Genomic DNA, 19,166 nt, shown 5'->3' with positions numbered 1-19,166 from the left:
CCGACTATGTGCGGGAGGGGTTAAAACAAACCAAATTAAAACAACTCAAGTTTGAAGTGCACCCGAACAAACACCTTTTGTTCGACAGGCACTCCGTCACGACGCGCGGCATTCCACGGGGGCATACTCGATAGCATTTTTTTCACTGCCTTGTCGCAGCTGTAGCTAAGTGGTTCGACAATCCGAACATCCGTCAGTTTGCCATCCGTCCGCACCACGGCTTCCGCTCCGACCGCGCCCTCCAAGCCAGTTTCGCGGGCCGCACCGGGATATTGGATATGCTCACGCACATACTGCTTGAAATTGGGGAACCACGCATTTCTAATTCTGCTCCTTGAAGTCGAAAGTTCATTGTGTGCTTTCGGTGCAGGCGCTTCCTCGTCAAGAAAGACTTTGGTTTCCATTCGGCGAAAATGGGGCGGCGTTTGAGCGGTCGCAACGGACCAGAGGCACAGACTGGTCAGTGCCAGCGCGAAAATTGTTTTCATAGCGAAATAAGATTTGAAAAAAATGTGATTGAATTCGCTGACAAAGGACACCGCCATTTTAAAACAGGCCAAGGCTGTTTGATTGTGTGTGGCCAAAAGTTGAGTCGTTTGATGGTTTTTTTGAGTACGACAAGCATCGTGAGCAAAATGTGCGTTTTTCCCTTTTTGAACGTCGCTGCCTCAAAAAACACTGACTGCTGCGCGAAAAATGCACCTATCGGCTCATCTATTCATTGTCGGGTCAGGATGTCGGGCAAACCTTGCGGCGCAATTGAATCAATCACATTTTTTACACTCAATTTAACTCACTTTATGAAACGTCTTCTCGTTTTGCTGTACGGCGTTGTCGCTTATTGTGTGTTTTTCGGCACCTTTCTCTATATGATTGGATTCGTCGGAAACTTATTCGTTCCCAAAAGCATTGACGGCGAGCTACAGTTGCCGCTCATGGAGGCCATCCTCATCAACGCAGGCCTTTTGTCGCTGTTTGCAGTGCAACACAGCGTCATGGCCCGACCTGCTTTTAAGCGTTGGTGGACGCGGTTCGTCCCCGAATCCATGGAGCGTAGCACATTCGTGTTGCTTGCAAGTCTTTGTCTCCTTGCGTTGGCCTATTTTTGGCAGCCGATGGGTGGCGTGGTTTGGGCCGTTGAAAATGGCACGCTCGCTGCTACATTGACGGGCATCAGCCTTCTGGGTTGGGGTATCGTTTTGGTCGCCACGTTTATGATTAACCATTTTGACCTGTTCGGGCTGCGCCAAGTGTGGCTCTACTTTCAAGGTAAGAAGTACGAACACATCCCTTTCCGTCTCCCGCTTTTTTACAAGTATGTGCGCCACCCACTCTACCTCGGTTTCATCATCGCATTTTGGGCTGCTCCAGTCATGACGTTCACGCATCTCTTTTTTGCCGTGATGACCACAGGATATATTCTCGTGGCAATTCAGCTCGAAGAGGGTGATTTGGTGACTTTGTACGGTGACAAATACCGCAATTACAAAAAGTGGGCACCTATGCTGATTCCTTCCTTCAAAAAACTGTCTCGACGGGCCGAATCTGCCAAAATGGAATCTGAGAAAGCGGAAAGCCAAGCCCCCATCTACTAATTGACCACATCCCTGAGGCCATCCCATCAGAAGACAATCTTGCAAGGCTTTCATCTTAGCTCGGTCTGAAAAGACCGGGCTTTTTTTATTTTGTCTAAATGGTATCCCAACATTGGTTGTATCCATTCAAAACACTCAAAATCATCTACCTTTGCAGGCCGAAAACGGCTATTGGCTTTTTTGCCTTTAGCCGTTGGCAATTTTTTAGGATATAACTTGTTGCGGTGAAGAGATTTTCCTTCAATCAAAACCCTACACTGCACAACAAGCGTGTTTCCAAAAGCCAACACCATTTTCAATGAAGAATATCCGCAATTTTTGCATCATAGCGCATATTGACCACGGCAAGAGCACACTTGCCGACCGCCTGCTTGAATATACCAACACCATCAGCAAGCGTGACATGCAAGACCAGGCGCTCGACAACATGGACCTCGAACGTGAGCGCGGCATCACCATCAAAAGTCATGCGATACAGATGCGCTATGTGCATCCGGCCAATGGCGAGGAATACATTTTCAACTTGATTGACACCCCCGGCCATGTTGATTTTTCCTACGAGGTGAGCCGTTCCATTGCTGCTTGCGAAGGCGCACTGCTTTTGGTGGATGCCACACAAGGGATTCAGGCTCAGACCATTAGCAATCTTTATCTCGCGGTTGAGCACGACCTTGAAATTATCCCCATCGTCAACAAAGTGGACATGGAAACCGCGATGATTGAAGAGGTGCAAGACCAAATCATGGACCTTATTGGGTGTAGTAGAGAGGAGATTATCTCTGCCTCCGGGCGCACGGGCATCGGCGTGCCAGAGATATTGGCGGCGGTGGTTGACCGCGTGCCGCCGCCAAAAGGCGACTCTAACGCCCCCTTGCAAACGATGATTTTTGACTCCATGTTCAACTCTTACAGAGGAGTGGTTGCCTACGTCCGCGTGATGAACGGCACTTTGAAAAAGGGAGACAAAATCAAGTTTTACAACACTGGCAAAGAAGTGTTTGCCGAAGAGGTGGGCGTATTGAAGCTGGGCCAATTTGAAACCAATGAGCTGAGCGCGGGCAACGTCGGATATGTCATCACGGGCATAAAAGTCAGTCGAGAAATCAAAGTCGGTGACACGATAACCCATGTCGCGAACCCATGTTCCGAACCCGTTAAGGGTTTTGAGGACGTGAAACCGATGGTGTTTGCAGGGCTATATCCATTGGACAACGATGACTTCGAAGATTTGCGCGATTCTTTGGAAAAACTCCAACTGAACGATGCCTCATTGGTGTACGAACCCGAAACATCCGCCGCTTTGGGGTTTGGTTTCCGGTGCGGATTTCTCGGAATGCTGCATTTGGAAATCGTGCAAGAGCGTCTTTATCGAGAGTTCAAACAGGAAATCATCACGACGGTGCCCAACGTGCCCTATTTTGCCACCGACATGAAGGGACATCGTTTTCGTGTGCATCAGCCAACAGAATTGCCCGACCCCAACCACCTTTCATCGGTGGAAGAACCCTACATCTACGCCCAAATCATTACCAAGCCAGAATATATCGGAAATATCATGACGCTTTGCCTCGAAAAACGAGGCATTCTCATCAAACAGCAGTATCTCACCTCCACGCGCTTGGAAATGATTTTCCACCTGCCGCTCGCGGAAATTGTTTTTGACTTTTATGACAAACTGAAATCCATGACGCGCGGTTACGCCTCTTTCGACTATCACTTGCTCGACTACCGCGAGACGGATTTGGTGAAACTCGACATCAAGCTCAATGGCGAACAGGTAGACGCGCTCAGTGCCCTTGTACACCGCTCAAAAGCGGAACAGATGGGACGGCGGATGTGCGAAAAACTCAAAGAATTGTTGCCTCGTCAGCAATTCCAGATTGCCATTCAGGCAGCCATAGGCCAGAAAATAATCGCGCGCGAAACCATTTCGGCACTCCGAAAGGACGTGACCGCAAAATGCTACGGCGGCGACATCTCTCGCAAACGGAAATTGTTGGAAAAGCAAAAAGAAGGCAAAAAACGCATGAAGCAGTTCGGCTCGGTGGAAGTGCCGCAAGAAGCGTTTTTGAAGGTGCTGAAGTTGAGCGATTGACCCATCTCACAAATATCCCAACTTCTCCAGTTCGGCCATTATCAAATGTACGCCTTGCTCGCTCATTGGCACGAGCGGGAGCCTCACCTCGCGGCTGCAAAGCCCTTGCAGTTCGAGCGCGGCTTTCACCCCAACGGGGTTTCCTTCTAAAAAAAGCAACTTGTAAAGCTCGAGCAGTTTCAAGTTGAGTTTTTGAGCGGTCGGCATATCGTGGCGCAATGCGGCACGCACCATGTCGGTAAAGGGGCGCGGAACGGTGTTCGCAATCACTGAAATCACGCCATCCCCACCCGTTGCAATCAGCGGAAGCGTGATGAAATCATCGCCGCTCAGCACGAGAAAATCCTTAGGCTTCCCCTTGATAATTTTCATCACTTGGTAAATGTCGTCAGAGGCTTCTTTCACGCCAAGAAACTTTTCGCTCGCATTGGCAAGGCGAAGTGTCGTTTCGGCAGCCATATTGGAGGCCGTGCGGCTTGGCACGTTGTAAATGATGATGGGCCTTGGTGATACTTCGGCCAGTTCCATATAATGGCGAAAGATGCCCTCTTGGCCGGGCTTGTTGTAGGCGGGGTTGCTGGACAGCAGCGCATCAATGCCCTCGAAGTTGAAGTCCTTGATTTTGTCCACCATTGCCTGTGTGTTGTTGCCTCCAAAAACACCCGCCACCACTGGCAGCCTGCCCCGATTGACCTTGATGGTGAAATCAAGAATTTCCCGATGCTCTTCATCCGACAATACGACTGATTCTCCGGTGGTGCCAAGACTGACAAGGAACTCAGCCCCGCCCGCAATGACGTGTTCAATAATTTTTTCGAGGTCTTCCCAGTCAATGCCACCATTTTTAAAAGGCGTAACTAAGGCCACGCCAGTACCCCTAAATCGCTCGTGCAGATTCATTTTTCGAAAGGACGATTTTATCCAGATACAAGTGCATTTGTTCGATGAAATAGGCAAGCCCTTTGTCGTCGGGGGTCTCCAAAAGTAGGTCAAAATCGTTGGGGCGTTCCGTCGCAAAACCCACTTTCATGGCCGCTTGTGAAGCTGCGGCAAGCCACTCGAGTGGCGGGCACTCTTCCGGGTTGAGGTAAATCAACAGATCGAATTTTTCCTCGGCAAAGGCTTTGGCTTTCTCGCTTTTGGGCACTCCTGCCCAAGTTGTTTCTTTTTGAAAGAAAAAATTGAAAGCGTGGCCCTCTGGGGGTTGCTTGGTTTTGAAATAACCAAACAAACGAACACTCTTGCCCTTTTCCACCAATTGTTTAGCGTAGTCCATCACTTCATGCCGGGTTTTCTCGGCGGTGGCATCAAACAGGACACCCACTTTTTTCGCACTGGCAAAATTGTGCGCCTGGCGATGACGCTTCTGCGTCGCCAATACCTTGCGCAAGGATTTTTCATAAAGGGCAATGCGGATGGATTCCAGCATGGCAAGCGTAGATTTTTTGAATTCTGATGTGCTGTGCTCGGGGCAAAATTACTTGTGTCCCAAAGTCAACTGCCTAACGTTCAAGTGTCTCAATCTATTTGCTGTTCGACTATGCATTGGCGGGGAGCTCGCGGTAATGCCCCATTTTACTGTACTTTTCAATGCGGTCGGCAATACGTTTGGCAGGGTCTTGCGGCATCAGTTGCTTCAGTTCGGATAGGATGTGCTCTTTCAAGTGATTGGCCATTTCCTCTGGAGCATTGTGAGCGCCGCCAAGCGGTTCTTTCACAATGCCGTCTATCAATTTGAATTTTAGCATGTTTTCCGCATCCAGTTTGAGCGCCTCGGCGGCCTGTTCTTTGTAATCCCACGAATGCCAGAGTATGGAAGAACAGGATTCGGGCGAAATTACCGAATACCATGTGTATTCTAGCATGAACACCCGGTCGCCAAGACCTATGCCCAACGCACCACCCGAAGCGCCTTCCCCAATGATGTAACAAAGTATCGGCACTCGCAGCTGTGCCATCTCGAAAAGGTTGCGGGCAATAGCCTCCGCTTGTCCGCGTTGTTCTGCCTCAAGCCCCGGATACGCGCCAGGGGTATCAATAAGCGTCACCACCGGAAAGCCAAAACGCTCAGCCATTTTCATCAGACGCAGCGCCTTTCTGTAACCTTCGGGATTAGCCATGCCAAAGTTGCGATATTGACGCATCTTGGTGTTTACTCCTTTTTGGTGGCCAATGACCATGATGGTTTGGCCGTCGAGGTTAGCTAGCCCACCCACGATAGCGTGGTCATCGCCCGCATATCGGTCGCCATGCAACTCGATGAACTTGCGACACATCGTAGTCACATAATATAGGGTGTAAGGGCGTTCGGGGTGACGAGAGAGCTGCACTTTTTGCCAACCTGTAAGATTGGTAAATATCTCTGCGCGTTTGGAGGCGATTTTACCTTCCAGCTCGCGCACCATATCAGTCACGTCCAATTCGCCCTTTTCGCCCACTTCCTTCAACTTTTCCAGCTGCTCGTAGAGGGCTTCAAGGGGTTTCTCGAAATCCATGAAAGTCATTGCCATGTGGCTACAACATTGATTTTGGATGATTGACCAACCCAATGGCTTTAGCAATCAGGCCAAGCAAGATTGGTCTTTTTTGTTAAAATGGCGGACAAAGGTATGCGAACCCAATGGATTTTCGACAGCCGTAAACCGGAGCAAACTTTTTTGGATTTTTTTTGAAAAAAACTTGTTCTTCTAAACGGTTAGAAATTACCTTTGCCCCCGCTTTTGCTAAAAAATATGGATTGGTAGTTCAGTCGGTTAGAATGCCGCCCTGTCACGGCGGAGGTCGCGGGTTCGAGTCCCGTCCAGTCCGCAAGAAAGCTCAACGGTTTCGTTGGGCTTTTTTAATTTTCGTAAAAACTTAGCCAGCCTTAAAAACGATAGTTTTCCTATCAAAAGCGTTTGTCAGGTTCTGGAACACGTTCATTGAATGTTTGCGTAGAGTTGAGGTAAATGATTGTATGCGTGCATAGTGCTGCGCCCCTTTAAAGGTTTGGAAATTGGTGGCGACCTTTTGTTTGGTCTTCAGGCAACGGATGTCGCGCTCGGCTTGGTTGTTGGTGAACGGCACGTTTTGCTCAAAGGCAAAGGCAAGCCACTCGTCCCGGTGCTTGACCAGGCGATTGAGCAGGTTGCGTCCCTTCGAGTTTTTGGGCTTTCCTCTTTTGCCCTGTTTGGGGGGCGGCTCTTCCCTGTCGGCCGATTGGCAGATTTGCTCGAAGTGGTGCCGCCAGGTTTGAGGGTCGGCCACCGACCCGGTGCCCTTTTGGCTGGCTTGGTAGAGTTGCAGGACAAACTGGTGCATTTGGGAGGCCCATTTTGAGCCGTTTTCCGCCAGATTGGTCAGTTCCCGGAGCAGGTGCGCGCCACAGAGGGCGTGCTTGCACTGTTGAAAGTCAAAATAACTGGCCCAGCAGTCGTGCACGGCCCGCTTGGTGAAGTCCTTGAGCAGCGAGGCTTCGGATTCGAGCGCCTCCTTGCCCCGTTTTTTGTGGACGAACAGGTGGGTGAACAGCGCGGTCGAGGCGACGTGGAACCAGTGGAGTTTTTTCTCCACCCGCATGCCCGTTTCATCAAAATGAACCACATCGGAGGCCAAAACCGCCGTTTTGATTTGTTCCTCAATCGGCTCAAGGGCTTGGTACATGCCAGCGTTGGCCGTCAGGGCGGTGCTTTCGTTGAACGAACAGCCCCACAGGTCGCCCATGAGTTGCTCGATTTTCTCCAGCGGCAGTTTGTAGTCGTTGTTCAACAGGACGCTCAGCGCCTTGATCCGGGAACCGTACTGCACAGGCTGGCCTACCTCGGGCGGAAAACAGCCCCAATGCTGCCTGCCACAACAGACCGCCACGCCCAACTGGTGCTCCGTGACCTCCATGCGGGGTGCGGGAATATCGAACACCTGGCGCTTTTGGGCCACTTCAACCACGTCGGCAGTGGAAAAATCCTTCGAACAGCAGGAGCAGGATGTGGCATGGTGCACCACAACGTGGTCCACCGTGTCCACCATCTTGAGCGTCTTGCCTTTGTGGCCCAACTGGCCGCCGCTCTTTTTGGGCGGCTCTTTGGGAAGGCCCGGTTTCTTGGACAAACCATCTGACGACGGCGGCTTGTGACTGTTCTTGCTGTTCATCTTTAGGCGCGAACGCAATTCGGCAACTTCCGCCCGAAGGGCAGCATTCTCGGATTCCAGTGCCTCAACCTTGGCAAGCAAGACCATGACCAAATCCTTCAATACCGATATGTCATTCGATAACTCCATGAACCAGATGTATTCGCTAAAACAATTTTACATTGACTTGGGTTGGATGCCTAAGTTTTTACTAATTTTCTATCTATGCTCCTTGCCAAAATCCAAACCTACCTCGCTTCCTATAAAAATTGGCTCAGTGGTGTGCGCCATCATCCGCACACCTATAGATGGGAATCGGTGCAACATTTTCAAACTCATTGGAATTTGGGTGCCGCCGACCCTGTAGTTATGTTCGACCGTAGTTTTCAGAATTCCGAAACACGCCGCCTATGGCAATCGGAACATTGGCACCCCAAGGAAATGATGCTTGAGTTTTGGCGCTCATCGCCTCAAACCTTGCGGCTTATGTTCGAAGACTTGTTCAACGAAAACCGCGAGGTGGAAGGTCGTATCGGCCGCTTTTTGTTTGGCTGCGACGAACTGTTGCGCGACTACCGGCGCGACCACCCGCTCAGCCCCGAAAACAACCATTATCACGACGACTATCGAATGATAGCACTCTATCTCGCATTTCGTTACCCAGAAAATTACGCTCCTTACGACTTTCCCGTTTTTCAAAAAGCATTGGCTCGATTGGGCGCACGCGACGTGCCTCAACAAAACGACTTACCCCGATATTTCAAGGTGCTGCGAACATTAGGCAACTTTGTGGAGAAGGACCCGGCTGTGCAACCCGCTTTGAAAAAGCATTTGCACCCGGCTCGGCATTATCAAGGCAAAACATTGCTGCTAGCGGAAGATTTTTGCCAGCATATCGCAAACAACGCATAATTTTGTTCAATTTCCGTTAGTGTCTTAGGTTTGCACGACGAACCTTTTCCCCATTTCCAGCCCCTTCACCCTCCTTTACACCTCTCTGTAAATCTGCTCTAGTTTGCCGCAATGGTTAAGCGTGTTCTGCCCCGAACAGCCGCTAAGCAACCTTATTTCAAACTCTGACATTTTTTGCTAATGCTGAATGACACAATCCTTTCCAGCCTCACCAAGACCTACTCCGACAAGCAATATCGCCATACCGCTATGCTGCGACACAAAGGCAGCCTGATTGCCTTTGCCATGGACAACCAGCGGCGCATATATTATGCCGTGCTCGACCAAAGCCCCGACAATGCCGATTCGCCGCTTGACGTGAGCCTCTGGCCCGGCGGCCTGACTGAGCTAGATTTTCCCAACGAAATCGCAGAAGTTGGCTTTGGCATCGCAGACCAAACACTACTGCCAACATACCAGCGCGGCAGCGACACACCTGTGAAAACTGGCGTTCGCATTGATTCCCGCGAGAAGGATTTATTCCGCTCCACCACCGCTCGCCTCACGGCGGACGCGCCTTTTCAGGTGTTGACCGATGGGCGTTATGTCTATTTGTTTCGACAGGCTATTGATGCCGACCACCCCACTCAGGTTTTCAAAAAAGACAAAGACGGCGAGACTGTTTTGGATAAATCGGGCAAGCCCGTGCCGCTCGTGGACGCGACTTTGCTCGTGGACCGCTTCGTGTTGGTCGGTACCACGCTCGAACCCCGCCTCGAAGTGCGCTTCCAACGCAGTCGGAGCAAAACTCGCCCCGCCAGCCGCAAGGACAGCCTCGGCCCAAAAGATTTGGACGGCAACGACTTTTTCGAGCCAACGCAGGAACTCAAATTCATCGGCAACCTCACGGGCGGACGATTCACCGTAATGCTGCTGCCCACCGCCGTCGCCGAAGTGGAGCGTTGGCAAATTTTTGCCCAAAATCGCGCAACTGGCCGCATAGATGCTTTCAACGTGGAGCGTTCGGCGGATGGGCTGTTCAACACACGCGGTTCGCAGGTTTTTAGCCCTACAAAAGAGGGTCACGCAGAGTCGGCTTTGCAATTGGAAAAACCAAGCGACCATGTTGCGCTCAGCAAGGGCGTGACACTCGGCGAAACATTCACCTTCGAAGGCTGGATTTTTCCCGAACAAATACAAAGCACACAACCACAGGTGCTTATGGCTGGCGCGAAAAGCGGAGCAAATGCTGGCGGCCCCTCTATTCTGGTATCAGCGCAAACGCGGATTCGCGTGGATTTTGGTGGCGGGCAAGGCGACAAATACACCTCCAAAAGCATCCTTACGCCCAACACATGGAACCACGTCGCCATCACTTTTGATGGCGCGGCATTCCGCTTCTATATCGGTGGAAACCTGCGCGATAAAATTGACTTGGAAGAAAATGCCGAGAAACCGCCAGGCAAACCCGCCCTGTTTTTCGGAGCAGCCCAAAATTCCTTCAAAGGAACTTTGGATGAAATCCGCCTGTGGAATCGCGCTCGCGCTGCCCGTGAATTGCAGAATGACTTAAACCAGCGCCTTACTGGTCTCGAACCCGGTCTCGTGGGCTATTGGCGTTTCGATGAGGCGGCAGGCGACACGGTTTTTGACCAAACCAACAACGGCGCGGATGGCACTTTAAACGGCGGCAATTGGGTCACTTCTGATGCGCCGATTGGTGAAAAAGCGGGCGTGAACCGCAATACATTCCAAATCGTCAGCCGAAAACCCGACGACAAATTAGAATCCCGCGAGGTCGCTTCCGGCCTCACGGCTTTGCTTTATTTCCAGCAAGCCAACGTACCGAGCGGCTACGGTGGTGAGGAAAAGCCCCTCAAACAAACCGCTCGCGTGATGTTGGCATTCGCCACCAAAGGGTCGAGTGCTGGGGTTCAAAACTACATAGCCTCGCTCGACTTCGGGGTGTCGCCCTCTGGCAAAATCGCTCAAGCGCCCGACCGCATTCCGCTGAGCATTGTCAACCCTGACCCTACAAAATCATCTGTCAACGAACAGCTTGACGCAGTAAAAGCCGCAGAAGGACAGGTGCGCGTGTTGGGCGATTCTGTGAAAAAATTGGAGAAAAAACGCGATGCGCGGAAAACCGAGCTCGACGATTTGCAGGCTCAGCTGGATGGCGCAAAAGTCAAAATCCACGCGCTCAATGCCTCGAACGCAGCCATTGTTTTGGAAAAAAATATCGGCTCCGTCACCTATAACGAGTTGAACAATCTCGGCATCAACGACCGGGTCACAAAACTCGAACTACCAGGGCCGCTCCAAATCACCGTTTTTATGCACGATGTGGATGCTGGCGCGTCCAAAACTTTTTCGGAAGAGGGAACGGTAAATCTTGCCGACTTTGACATCGCCGGACAGCCGGCCGGCACGAAATGGAGCAACCATGTATCTGGGCTGACCATTGCCGTCAATCCGGCGTTTTTGGAGAAAATCACCAAGTCGCAGCAACGGTTGAGCCAAGCCCAAAATGACCTGACGGCACAGCAAGTGTTGCTCACAGACGCACAGGCCGCCCTTGCCTCTTTGCAATCCGTGTTGCGCACAGGGGCAGAGGTGGAAATGCCCGCCGTACACCTCGATGCTTCCGGGCTTTCTATTGCGGGCGGCCTACTTGGCTTCGCATGGACGGAAAGCACCCCTCTTTTGTTCGACAGTGCCACTGGCTCGCTCGCGCTCTATTTTCGGGGTGCCGACGACCAGTTTTTCGCCACTTACTACACCACGTTTACCGAAAAAGCGAAATACCCGCTCGTGGACAAAAGCGGCAATCAAGCCGTCATCTGCGTCGCCCGCTCCACCGATTTGGGCATGGACAAAATTGCCGTCGAAATCAGCAATGGCCCCGACGATGATAATTGTACGTTGAAAATCACGGGCCTCGAAATCGAGGAGGCATGGACCAAGATGCCGCGAGACCCGGAACGATTCGCCCGCGTACTCAACGGCGAGGCAGGCCACTACGAAAATGGCAAGCTCGTGGGCTATCGGGAATTTGTCGGCTCCGGCATATTGGAGAGCGACCAACTTACCCTCGAGGCTCCCGGCGTACGCCGGGCCTTGGAAAAAGGCGCGGCCTTGATGCTTGGCACCACACGCCTGTTCGTGAAGGAGGCCGTCGCCAAAAACGCAACGACGATTCCCGTTTCAAGCCAAGTGCTGATTTTCCCTACCCAGCCTTTGCCGATTTACTTCATGGAATATGACTATGCAGCCGATGCCAGCACCACAAAAGTGCCGGGTGATTTGTTCGGAGGGTCGCTCTTGCTTCGTGCGGTAAGCTTAGCAAACCTTCATGGTTTACCAAACTTGGACTCCAATGTCGCCAACCAGCGCGTCACCAGCGGCACCACTTTGAAGAGCAAATGGACCGCTGCTGCGCCGGGCAGCGCCCTGCTGTTCAACGGGGCCGACACCTTTGCTCGCTTGGAAGGGGCCAGCAAACTCAAACAGTTTGACCTCGACGACGACGTGACCCTCGAGGCATGGGTGCGACCTTTGAAAGTAGAAGATAAATCGCGCATTATTCAGCACAAATCCAACGAATCGAACTACACCCTGGGTTTGCAAAAAAAGGATTTGAACTCGGCGTTCAAATTCGACGGCACGGCCGATTATGTGACTATCCCCAAAAATGCCGCGCTTAATTTCGCGGGCGCAATCACCATAGAGGCTTGGGTAAAATTGGAAGCCAGCGACGGCTCTCGCAACATTGTGGCGCACGGCTACCCGCACGACGACAACCCCGAATTGTTCCTCCGCATCGAGGACGGGCAATACCAAGCGGGTATCTGGTCGGGTGGCAATCACTTGGCGGCCATGCCCATTCCCGAAGCCGACAAACAAGGCAAAGACTGGGTTCACCTTGCAGGCGTGTACGATGCCGTTTCCAAAAAATGGCTTTTGTATCGAAACGGTGTTTTGGGAAAATCCACCAACTCAAACATGGGCGCGCTCGCCGTGGAAGCCGATTGGGGCATCGGGGCAAATCCCAACCCTGCCGCCAACGTGACAGACCGCCGTCTTTGGAAAGGCGAGATAGACGACGTGCGCGTCTGGAAACGCGCCCGTACCCAAGCCGAAATTTTGGCCGACATGAACCGTCGCCTCGCAGGCAATGAAACCGACCTCACAGGATACTGGCATTTTGAAAACAAACAAGCCAGAGATTATTCCCGCAACTTCAACGATGGGGTACTGCACGGAGAACCCGAGCAAGCAGTGTCGCCGTTGCCAGCCTACGCCGTTTTTGCAGGCGTGAACGGAAAGTTTGTGCAAAGCAAGGAGGTGTTTCCCGCAGGGAATTGGGCGCATTTCGCGGCCGTGTTTCAGCAAAATTATGGTTTGAAATTCAACGGCATGGGTAGCTATCTCGATTGTGGTAAAGACGAATCGCTGAACATTGGCACAGACTTGACCATCGAAGCCTTTTTGCGGCCTACAAGTTTCTTTCGCGGAAGCGGTATCGTCGCCCGTGATACCAACACCACCAGCAATCAAAGAACCCCTTACTCGCTCGCTTTCAATGTTCAGGGAAAATTGATGTTTAGTTTTCAGGACAGGAATGGAAACCTTCAAACTTTCACCTCGACAGCAAGCGCCCAACTAAATCAATCTACCCGTGTGGCTGTCACTCGCAAACGCGAATCGCAGACCTATAAAATTTCGGACAACGAAACCAAGACGTTAGGATGGTACACCATCGAGTTGCATATTGGAAACACCCCAGAATCATTTATTTACGCCTTTGATGAGCCTACCAGATTGGCCGTTGCAGAACTTAAAAAATCGGCACCAAACGCTAACGTCATCCGCGCTGGCAGTGATAGGGTGCCCGACATTGGTCGCAACAACGCCAACACCCTCATCGGTCGAAATACAGCGGGTTCTTTTGCTGGCATCATCAGCGAAGTACGCATCTGGAACGCCGCGCGCGATGCCGCCAACCTCGGTCAGGAAATTGGCGGTGGTGAGGAAGGCTTGGTCTCTTGGTGGCGATTCGATGAGCGCGAAGGCACCCGCGCCAACGACTCCAACGGCCAAAATCACGCCTCCCTCAATGGTAGCCTCGAATGGGTGAAAGACCCCGACCCGCAAAGCTCGGTACTGACCTTTTACTTCAATGACAGAGGCACATTGACCACCGAAAATCTCACCGGCCTCGCAGCGGTAAATAACCAATTCGCGCTCGGCGCACTTGCCAATGCTGTGCCTACCGAACGCTTCAATGGCGAAATCGAAGAAGTGCGCATCTGGAAAACACCCCGCACCCGCGAGCAAATCGAAGACAACCTATTCCGCCGCCTCAACGGCGAGCTGGAAGACCTCATCGCTTACTATACCTTCGATGCTGAAACGGACACCAAACTTAGCGACAATGCCCTGCGCGGCAACCACCTCAAGGTAGAAGGCTCCCCCAATTATATCCTCTCCTCCGCACCGGTTGGCGACGACGCACCCGTCGTGCGCAGCGCGTTGGCTGGTGTGCGCACCCCTTTTAGCGGATTTATTCACGCCACACCCGCCGTACATGAATACGCTGATATGCAAATGGATAGCCGGGGCGAACTCATTGGCGTGTTCAAACGCAGTTACGGTTTTATTCAAAATGGAAACTTGAACCTGCTCACGGGCTACAAAGTCGGCGACCTTGCGGTGGAATGGATTGGTCAAGTGCAGTTCGCCCCACAACTCATCGGATTCATCGAAGGCGCGCCGCCCGTTCCAAGCGAAAACCTGACTCACCCCAGCGTGGAGGTTATTGGCGACCTCGACGATTACAACGAGGCCAGCACGGTCGAGTTTGCCCAAGCGGAAGAAACGACTTACACTTATTCTGCCTCCAAAGAGCAGGGCTTTGGCTTGGAAGTGGAGGCCGCGCTCAAGTTCGGCATCAAATCGGTATCCAGCGCCGGCGGCGGTCTCGGGGTCATCGCCATCACCTCCATGGAAGAGGCCAATATCCTCATCGGCTTGAAAGCGCAATTTGAGGCGATGTGGAGCTGGTCGTCGGAAGCCAGCGTGGGTACCACCCGCACTACTGGCAAAACCACCAGCCTCGAACTGCGCGGGCGCTATACCTCGCCGCAAGAATCCGAGCAAGAGCCATACGGCTGGCGACGCTTCGTACCCGAAAACACAGGGCTGGCACTTGTGCAATCCGAAACCGCCGACGTGTTTGCATTGCGCTTGAAACACAACAACGCATTGATTTCCTTCACGATGCGCCCCAATCCCGACATTCCGAAGGACTGGAACATCATTCATTTCCCCATCAATCCGCAGTATGTGAAGCAAGGTGTCTTGGACGGAAAAATCGGCCCCGCACCCGACGTGGATTATCCCAATGCGCTATCATACAGCAACGACGTGAGTTATTTCAAACCCGTGGAAGCCTACGCTTTGAAAAACAAGATTCAGAAAGATGAGCGGGAGTTGGAAACCTATTACAGCCAGTTCAACGCCGCCAATAAAGGCCGCAAAGCCTATTTTCCCTCCGAAAGCGCGTTCGAACTCACTGAATATGCCGAGCTAAAAAAGAAGATGCGCCGCAACCTCGTGAACACTTACGTCTGGACAGCCGACGGGGGACTTTTTGCCGAAACGCAGCAAACGATGGAAGTGCAGACTGAAACTTCCGGCGGCTCCTATGAATTTACTGGAAAGGGAGGCATTGACCTTGGAATCAACTTTGCGGTGGCCAAAGCCGCCGCTTCGTTTGAGCTGAGTGCTTTATTCGTCGGCCAACACAAACTCAACATCAGCAAGAGCAGGGAATCCAGCTCTTCATTTGCGCTCAATGTCGGTTTGGACAACGTGGAGCGCGACCTCTATATGCGCGACGAAGACAAAATCGTGCTGCTCGACAAAAGCGACCCCAAACGTCCGCGCCCCGTCAAGCACCCCTACAAGGTGGATGCTTACCGCTTCATGTCCTTTTATTTGGAACCCACGTCGGACCACTTTGACCTTTTTTTCAATAAAATCGTTGACCCGATTTGGCTCGAGCAAAGCGACGACCCCGCAGCACAAGCCTTGCGCGAAGCCCGGCAGGAAGGCAAAAAACCACCATGCTGGCGCATCATGCACCGCGTCACCTACGTCAGCCGCGTGTTGCCCCCGCTCGACAACACCGCGCCGCCCTCGTTGGAAAAAGCCCTGCAAACCCTCGACATTGAGAGCAACTACGAGCTCATCAAACAATTGGAACCTTACGTCAGCAATCGGCTCGGCAGCTTCCCAGAATTTTCCGATGCAGTGCGTGATACCATCCGTGAAAACCTGCCCGAGTTGCAGCCACACACCCAAGAGGTCATTCAATACATGAGCCTCTATTTCGGCATCACTGGCAACCAAATGCCTGAAGGTGAGCAATTTGGCGAAATCACCCTCACCGAACTCGCGCCCAACCAACCGCCCTTGGTCAATGCTGGCCTCGACCAAATCATTGGCCTCGATGGCACTTCCGTCGTCGCCGATTTAGAAACTGCTGTCATTGACGACCGTTTGGAAAAAGCCGAGGCCATTTTTGCGACTTGGCAAAAAACAAGCGGCCCCGAAGGCGTGACTTTTGCAAACAAACACGCCGCAACTACCAAAGCAACCTTCACAAAACGAGGCCGCTACGAACTAAAACTCACCGCCAACGACGGCTTGCTCGAAGCGGAGGATGCGCTCACCATCATCGTCAACGAGCGCCCTATCATCAGCGCGGGAGCCAATATAGAGACCAATGCGCTCGAAGTGCAGCTCGTCGGCCAAATCCTCGACACCGGTCTTGGCGACCCCGAAACGGGCGTGCTCACCGTGCAATGGCTCAAATCAGGCGGCCTCGGCAACGTTGTTTTTGAACAAAAGGATGCCCTGCAAACAAAGGTCAATTTTGATAAACCCGGCAATTATCTGCTCCAACTATTAGTAAGCAATGGCACTTTCGATGCCAACGCAGAAGTCATGGTCAGCGTAGCTGCTCGCGTCAACCGCGATATTCAGGCACTCTACACCTTTGAAGAAAATACCGGCCAAACAGTAAAAGACGCATCCGGTACAGGAGAGCCGCTCGACGTACAAATAATTGATTTACAGAAAATTAGTTGGCTAAATGGCGCATTAAAAATCAAAAACCCAACCCTGCTGCTCGCCTCCGGTCCCATTGGTCGCCTCCACGACGCGTTCAAAATCGCCAACGAAATTACCCTTGAAGCGTGGCTGAAGCCCAGCGATGTCAACGTGCCGGGGCTGGCGCGTATCCTCACGTTTTCTTCTGGGCCGGGCGCTCGCAATTTCACGCTTGCGCAAAGCGGCAACCAATATCACCTGCACCTTCGCACCAGCACCACCAATGACAACGCCAGCAACAAGGCGCTGGCAGGCGGTGTGGTAGAGAACAGGCTGACCCACCTCGTCTGCACCCGCGATGCGAGCGGCCTGACGCGAATGTTCGTCAACGGCACCGAAGTTGCCAGCCGCACCGTAAGCGGCAACTTTTCCAATTGGAAAAACGACTTCCAACTCGCCCTTGCCAACGAAATAGGCTCTGGTGCCGACGGCGACCGTGCATGGCTAGGCGAACTTCACCTCGTCGCCATCTACAGTCGCGCACTGACACTCGGCGAAATAGAACAGAACTTCAAATTTGGCGCGAACGCCAACCTACCACCTGTCGTGTCCGCCGGGGCGAATGCTGTGGTGAACTGGTCTGATTTTGATTGGTCAAAAACAAGCACCCAGAAAAAAACCATCGTGCTGAATGGCCGTGTTACTCATGACCGCCCGACACCTGCCGGAACGGTGCAATGGAAACAAATCGGCGGCCCAACAAGCGGTACTATAATTCAAAATGAAAATACCGCGCAAACCACCGTGCAAGTCACCCAGAAAGGGCGCTACGTTTTCCGCCTCACAGCACAAGATGGCGAACTATTGAGCAGCAACGAGACCATCGTAATAGTCAATGTGCCACCGAATGTTGAAATCAAATCCGGCACACAAAAAATTGCCCTCGTCGGCGCGAACACACAGGCCGACCTCATCGCCGAACTCAAAGACAGCGGCCTCGGCGACATGGGCGATATGAATGTGCCGACGTTTAAATGGAGCCGCACAGGAGGGCCTGCGACCGTGCAAATCGCGGATTCGGACAAGCCCACGGCCAAAGCAATTTTCACGGCACGCGGCTTATACAATCTAAAACTTGAAGTCAGCACCGGGGCACTTGTCGCAGAGATACCATTCAACATCACCGTAAACCAAATGCCCGCCCTGAACGCGCTATCATTACCTGTTATCACACTGCCAACCAATCAATTAGCCGTCAATGGCAACTTAGCCGACAACGGCCTAGGCAACACGGCTGACACCCTACAAATCCTTTGGGAGAAAACCAGCGGTCCGGGTACCGTCACGTTTGCGGATGCAACCAAATTGCAAACCACCGCGACGTTCAGCACGGGTGGCGTTTACTTCTTGCGCCTTACCGTGAAGAATCCCGACAACCCACAACTTTCGACCAGCTTGGAAGTGAAAGCCACGGTCAACCGCGCCCCGGTGGTGGATGCTGGATTTGATATGGTGCTGCTCAAGCCCTTGAGCCAACCGTTCATCGCGGTACAACTTGATGGCACGGTAAGCGATGATGGCTTGCCCGAAACACCGGGCGTGGTTGCGCTCAAATGGACAAAGGTCAGCGGCCCAGGCAACCTTACGTTTTTGCAGGACAACACCGATTTTGTGGAGGCGCGATTCAGCGCCAAAGGCAAATATGTGCTGCGATTGGAAGCCGATGACAGTGTCGCTAAGTCCAATGATGACCTTACGGTAGTGGTCAATACCCTGCCCGTTATCTCCCCAGGCCCCAATCAAAAAGTCACGGTGCAAAACAACGATGGCATCACGCTCGCCCTCAACGGTCAAGTTTCTGACGAGGGCTATGGCGACAAGACCCCTCAGAGTATTTTTAGTACACTTTGGGCGCAAGTCTCTGGTCCAACACAGGCACTCATCACCGATGCGAACAAGCCCGTCGCCTCTGTCAAATTACCCAATCAAAAAGGCATCTATGTTTTCCGATTGACTGCCACAAACGATTTTGGCACTTCCACCGGAACGGTGAATATCGTGGTCAATCAGCCGCCAAAAGTGACGGTGCAAGTCAATGATGTGGGGCAGAACCTGAAGCGCCAACTTTTGGTCAATGTGACCGATAGCGGCCTCGGCGACCCGCAAAACGACAACTTGACCCTCCAGTGGACAAAAGTGAGCGGCCCCGCCGGGCAGGTGACGTTTGTTCCGAATGCCAGCACCTCTCCCACTACGGCCACCTTCCCCTCGTCGGGTACTTATCGGTTGTTGTTGAGCGTGGGCAATGGCTCGTTTACATTGAGCAGGGAAGAAACCATCGTTGTGTGATGAGGAAGCCA

The 19,166-nt window shown here is 52.4% G+C and carries 9 protein-coding genes and 1 tRNA gene; 5 read left to right on the top strand and 5 right to left on the bottom strand.

Annotated features, from left to right (window positions below):
• Positions 1 to 35: 35 nt before the first annotated feature.
• Positions 36 to 488, bottom strand: a complete 453-nt coding sequence (locus KIS77_12580) for an energy transducer TonB (protein ID MCW5923178.1) — start codon at positions 486 to 488, stop codon at positions 36 to 38.
• Between the two features lie 312 nt (positions 489 to 800).
• Between KIS77_12580 and KIS77_12575 the strand changes: the two genes are divergently transcribed.
• The gene (locus KIS77_12575; protein ID MCW5923177.1) at positions 801 to 1,595 is read left to right on the top strand and encodes a hypothetical protein; all 795 of its coding nucleotides are present in this window, start codon (positions 801 to 803) and stop codon (positions 1,593 to 1,595) included.
• A gap of 298 nt (positions 1,596 to 1,893) precedes the next feature.
• Entirely contained in the window at positions 1,894 to 3,690 is a 1,797-nt protein-coding gene (lepA, locus tag KIS77_12570) for a translation elongation factor 4 (protein MCW5923176.1), read from the top strand.
• Positions 3,691 to 3,696: 6 nt separating this feature from the next.
• On the opposite strand, the gene dapA is transcribed toward lepA, so the two are convergent.
• The 3 genes from dapA to KIS77_12555 all read right to left on the bottom strand — a co-directional run bounded on the left by dapA (position 3,697) and on the right by KIS77_12555 (position 6,194).
• Positions 3,697 to 4,590 (bottom strand): 4-hydroxy-tetrahydrodipicolinate synthase, encoded by an 894-nt coding sequence (dapA, locus tag KIS77_12565; GenBank protein MCW5923175.1) that lies wholly within the window; start codon positions 4,588 to 4,590, stop codon positions 3,697 to 3,699.
• Positions 4,568 to 5,119 carry a hypothetical protein gene (locus tag KIS77_12560; protein MCW5923174.1) on the bottom strand — a complete coding sequence of 184 codons (552 nt, stop codon included), beginning with the start codon at positions 5,117 to 5,119 and terminating at the stop codon, positions 4,568 to 4,570. Before KIS77_12560 ends, dapA begins: the two co-directional genes overlap by 23 nt.
• A gap of 109 nt (positions 5,120 to 5,228) precedes the next feature.
• Positions 5,229 to 6,194, bottom strand: coding sequence for an acetyl-CoA carboxylase carboxyltransferase subunit alpha (locus KIS77_12555; GenBank protein ID MCW5923173.1), 966 nt, complete (start codon positions 6,192 to 6,194; stop codon positions 5,229 to 5,231).
• Between the two features lie 230 nt (positions 6,195 to 6,424).
• Between KIS77_12555 and KIS77_12550 the strand changes: the two genes are divergently transcribed.
• Positions 6,425 to 6,498 (top strand) — tRNA-Asp (locus KIS77_12550).
• 48 nt (positions 6,499 to 6,546) lie between these two features.
• Here KIS77_12550 and KIS77_12545 read toward each other — a convergent pair.
• Positions 6,547 to 7,947 (bottom strand): IS66 family transposase, encoded by a 1,401-nt coding sequence (locus tag KIS77_12545; GenBank protein MCW5923172.1) that lies wholly within the window; start codon positions 7,945 to 7,947, stop codon positions 6,547 to 6,549.
• Between the two features lie 75 nt (positions 7,948 to 8,022).
• Here KIS77_12545 and KIS77_12540 point away from each other — a divergent pair, with 75 nt between their 5' ends.
• On the top strand, positions 8,023 to 8,709 hold the full coding sequence (locus KIS77_12540) for a hypothetical protein (protein ID MCW5923171.1): 687 nt from the start codon (positions 8,023 to 8,025) through the stop codon (positions 8,707 to 8,709).
• 180 nt (positions 8,710 to 8,889) lie between these two features.
• The gene (locus tag KIS77_12535; GenBank protein ID MCW5923170.1) at positions 8,890 to 19,155 is read left to right on the top strand and encodes a hypothetical protein; all 10,266 of its coding nucleotides are present in this window, start codon (positions 8,890 to 8,892) and stop codon (positions 19,153 to 19,155) included.
• The last annotated feature ends 11 nt before the right edge of the window (positions 19,156 to 19,166 follow it).

The organism is Saprospiraceae bacterium (genome assembly GCA_026129545.1).
Lineage (GTDB): Bacteria > Bacteroidota > Bacteroidia > Chitinophagales > Saprospiraceae > M3007.
Note: the sequence above shows the minus strand (reverse complement) of the source record. Positions and strands in the feature narration are given on the sequence as shown.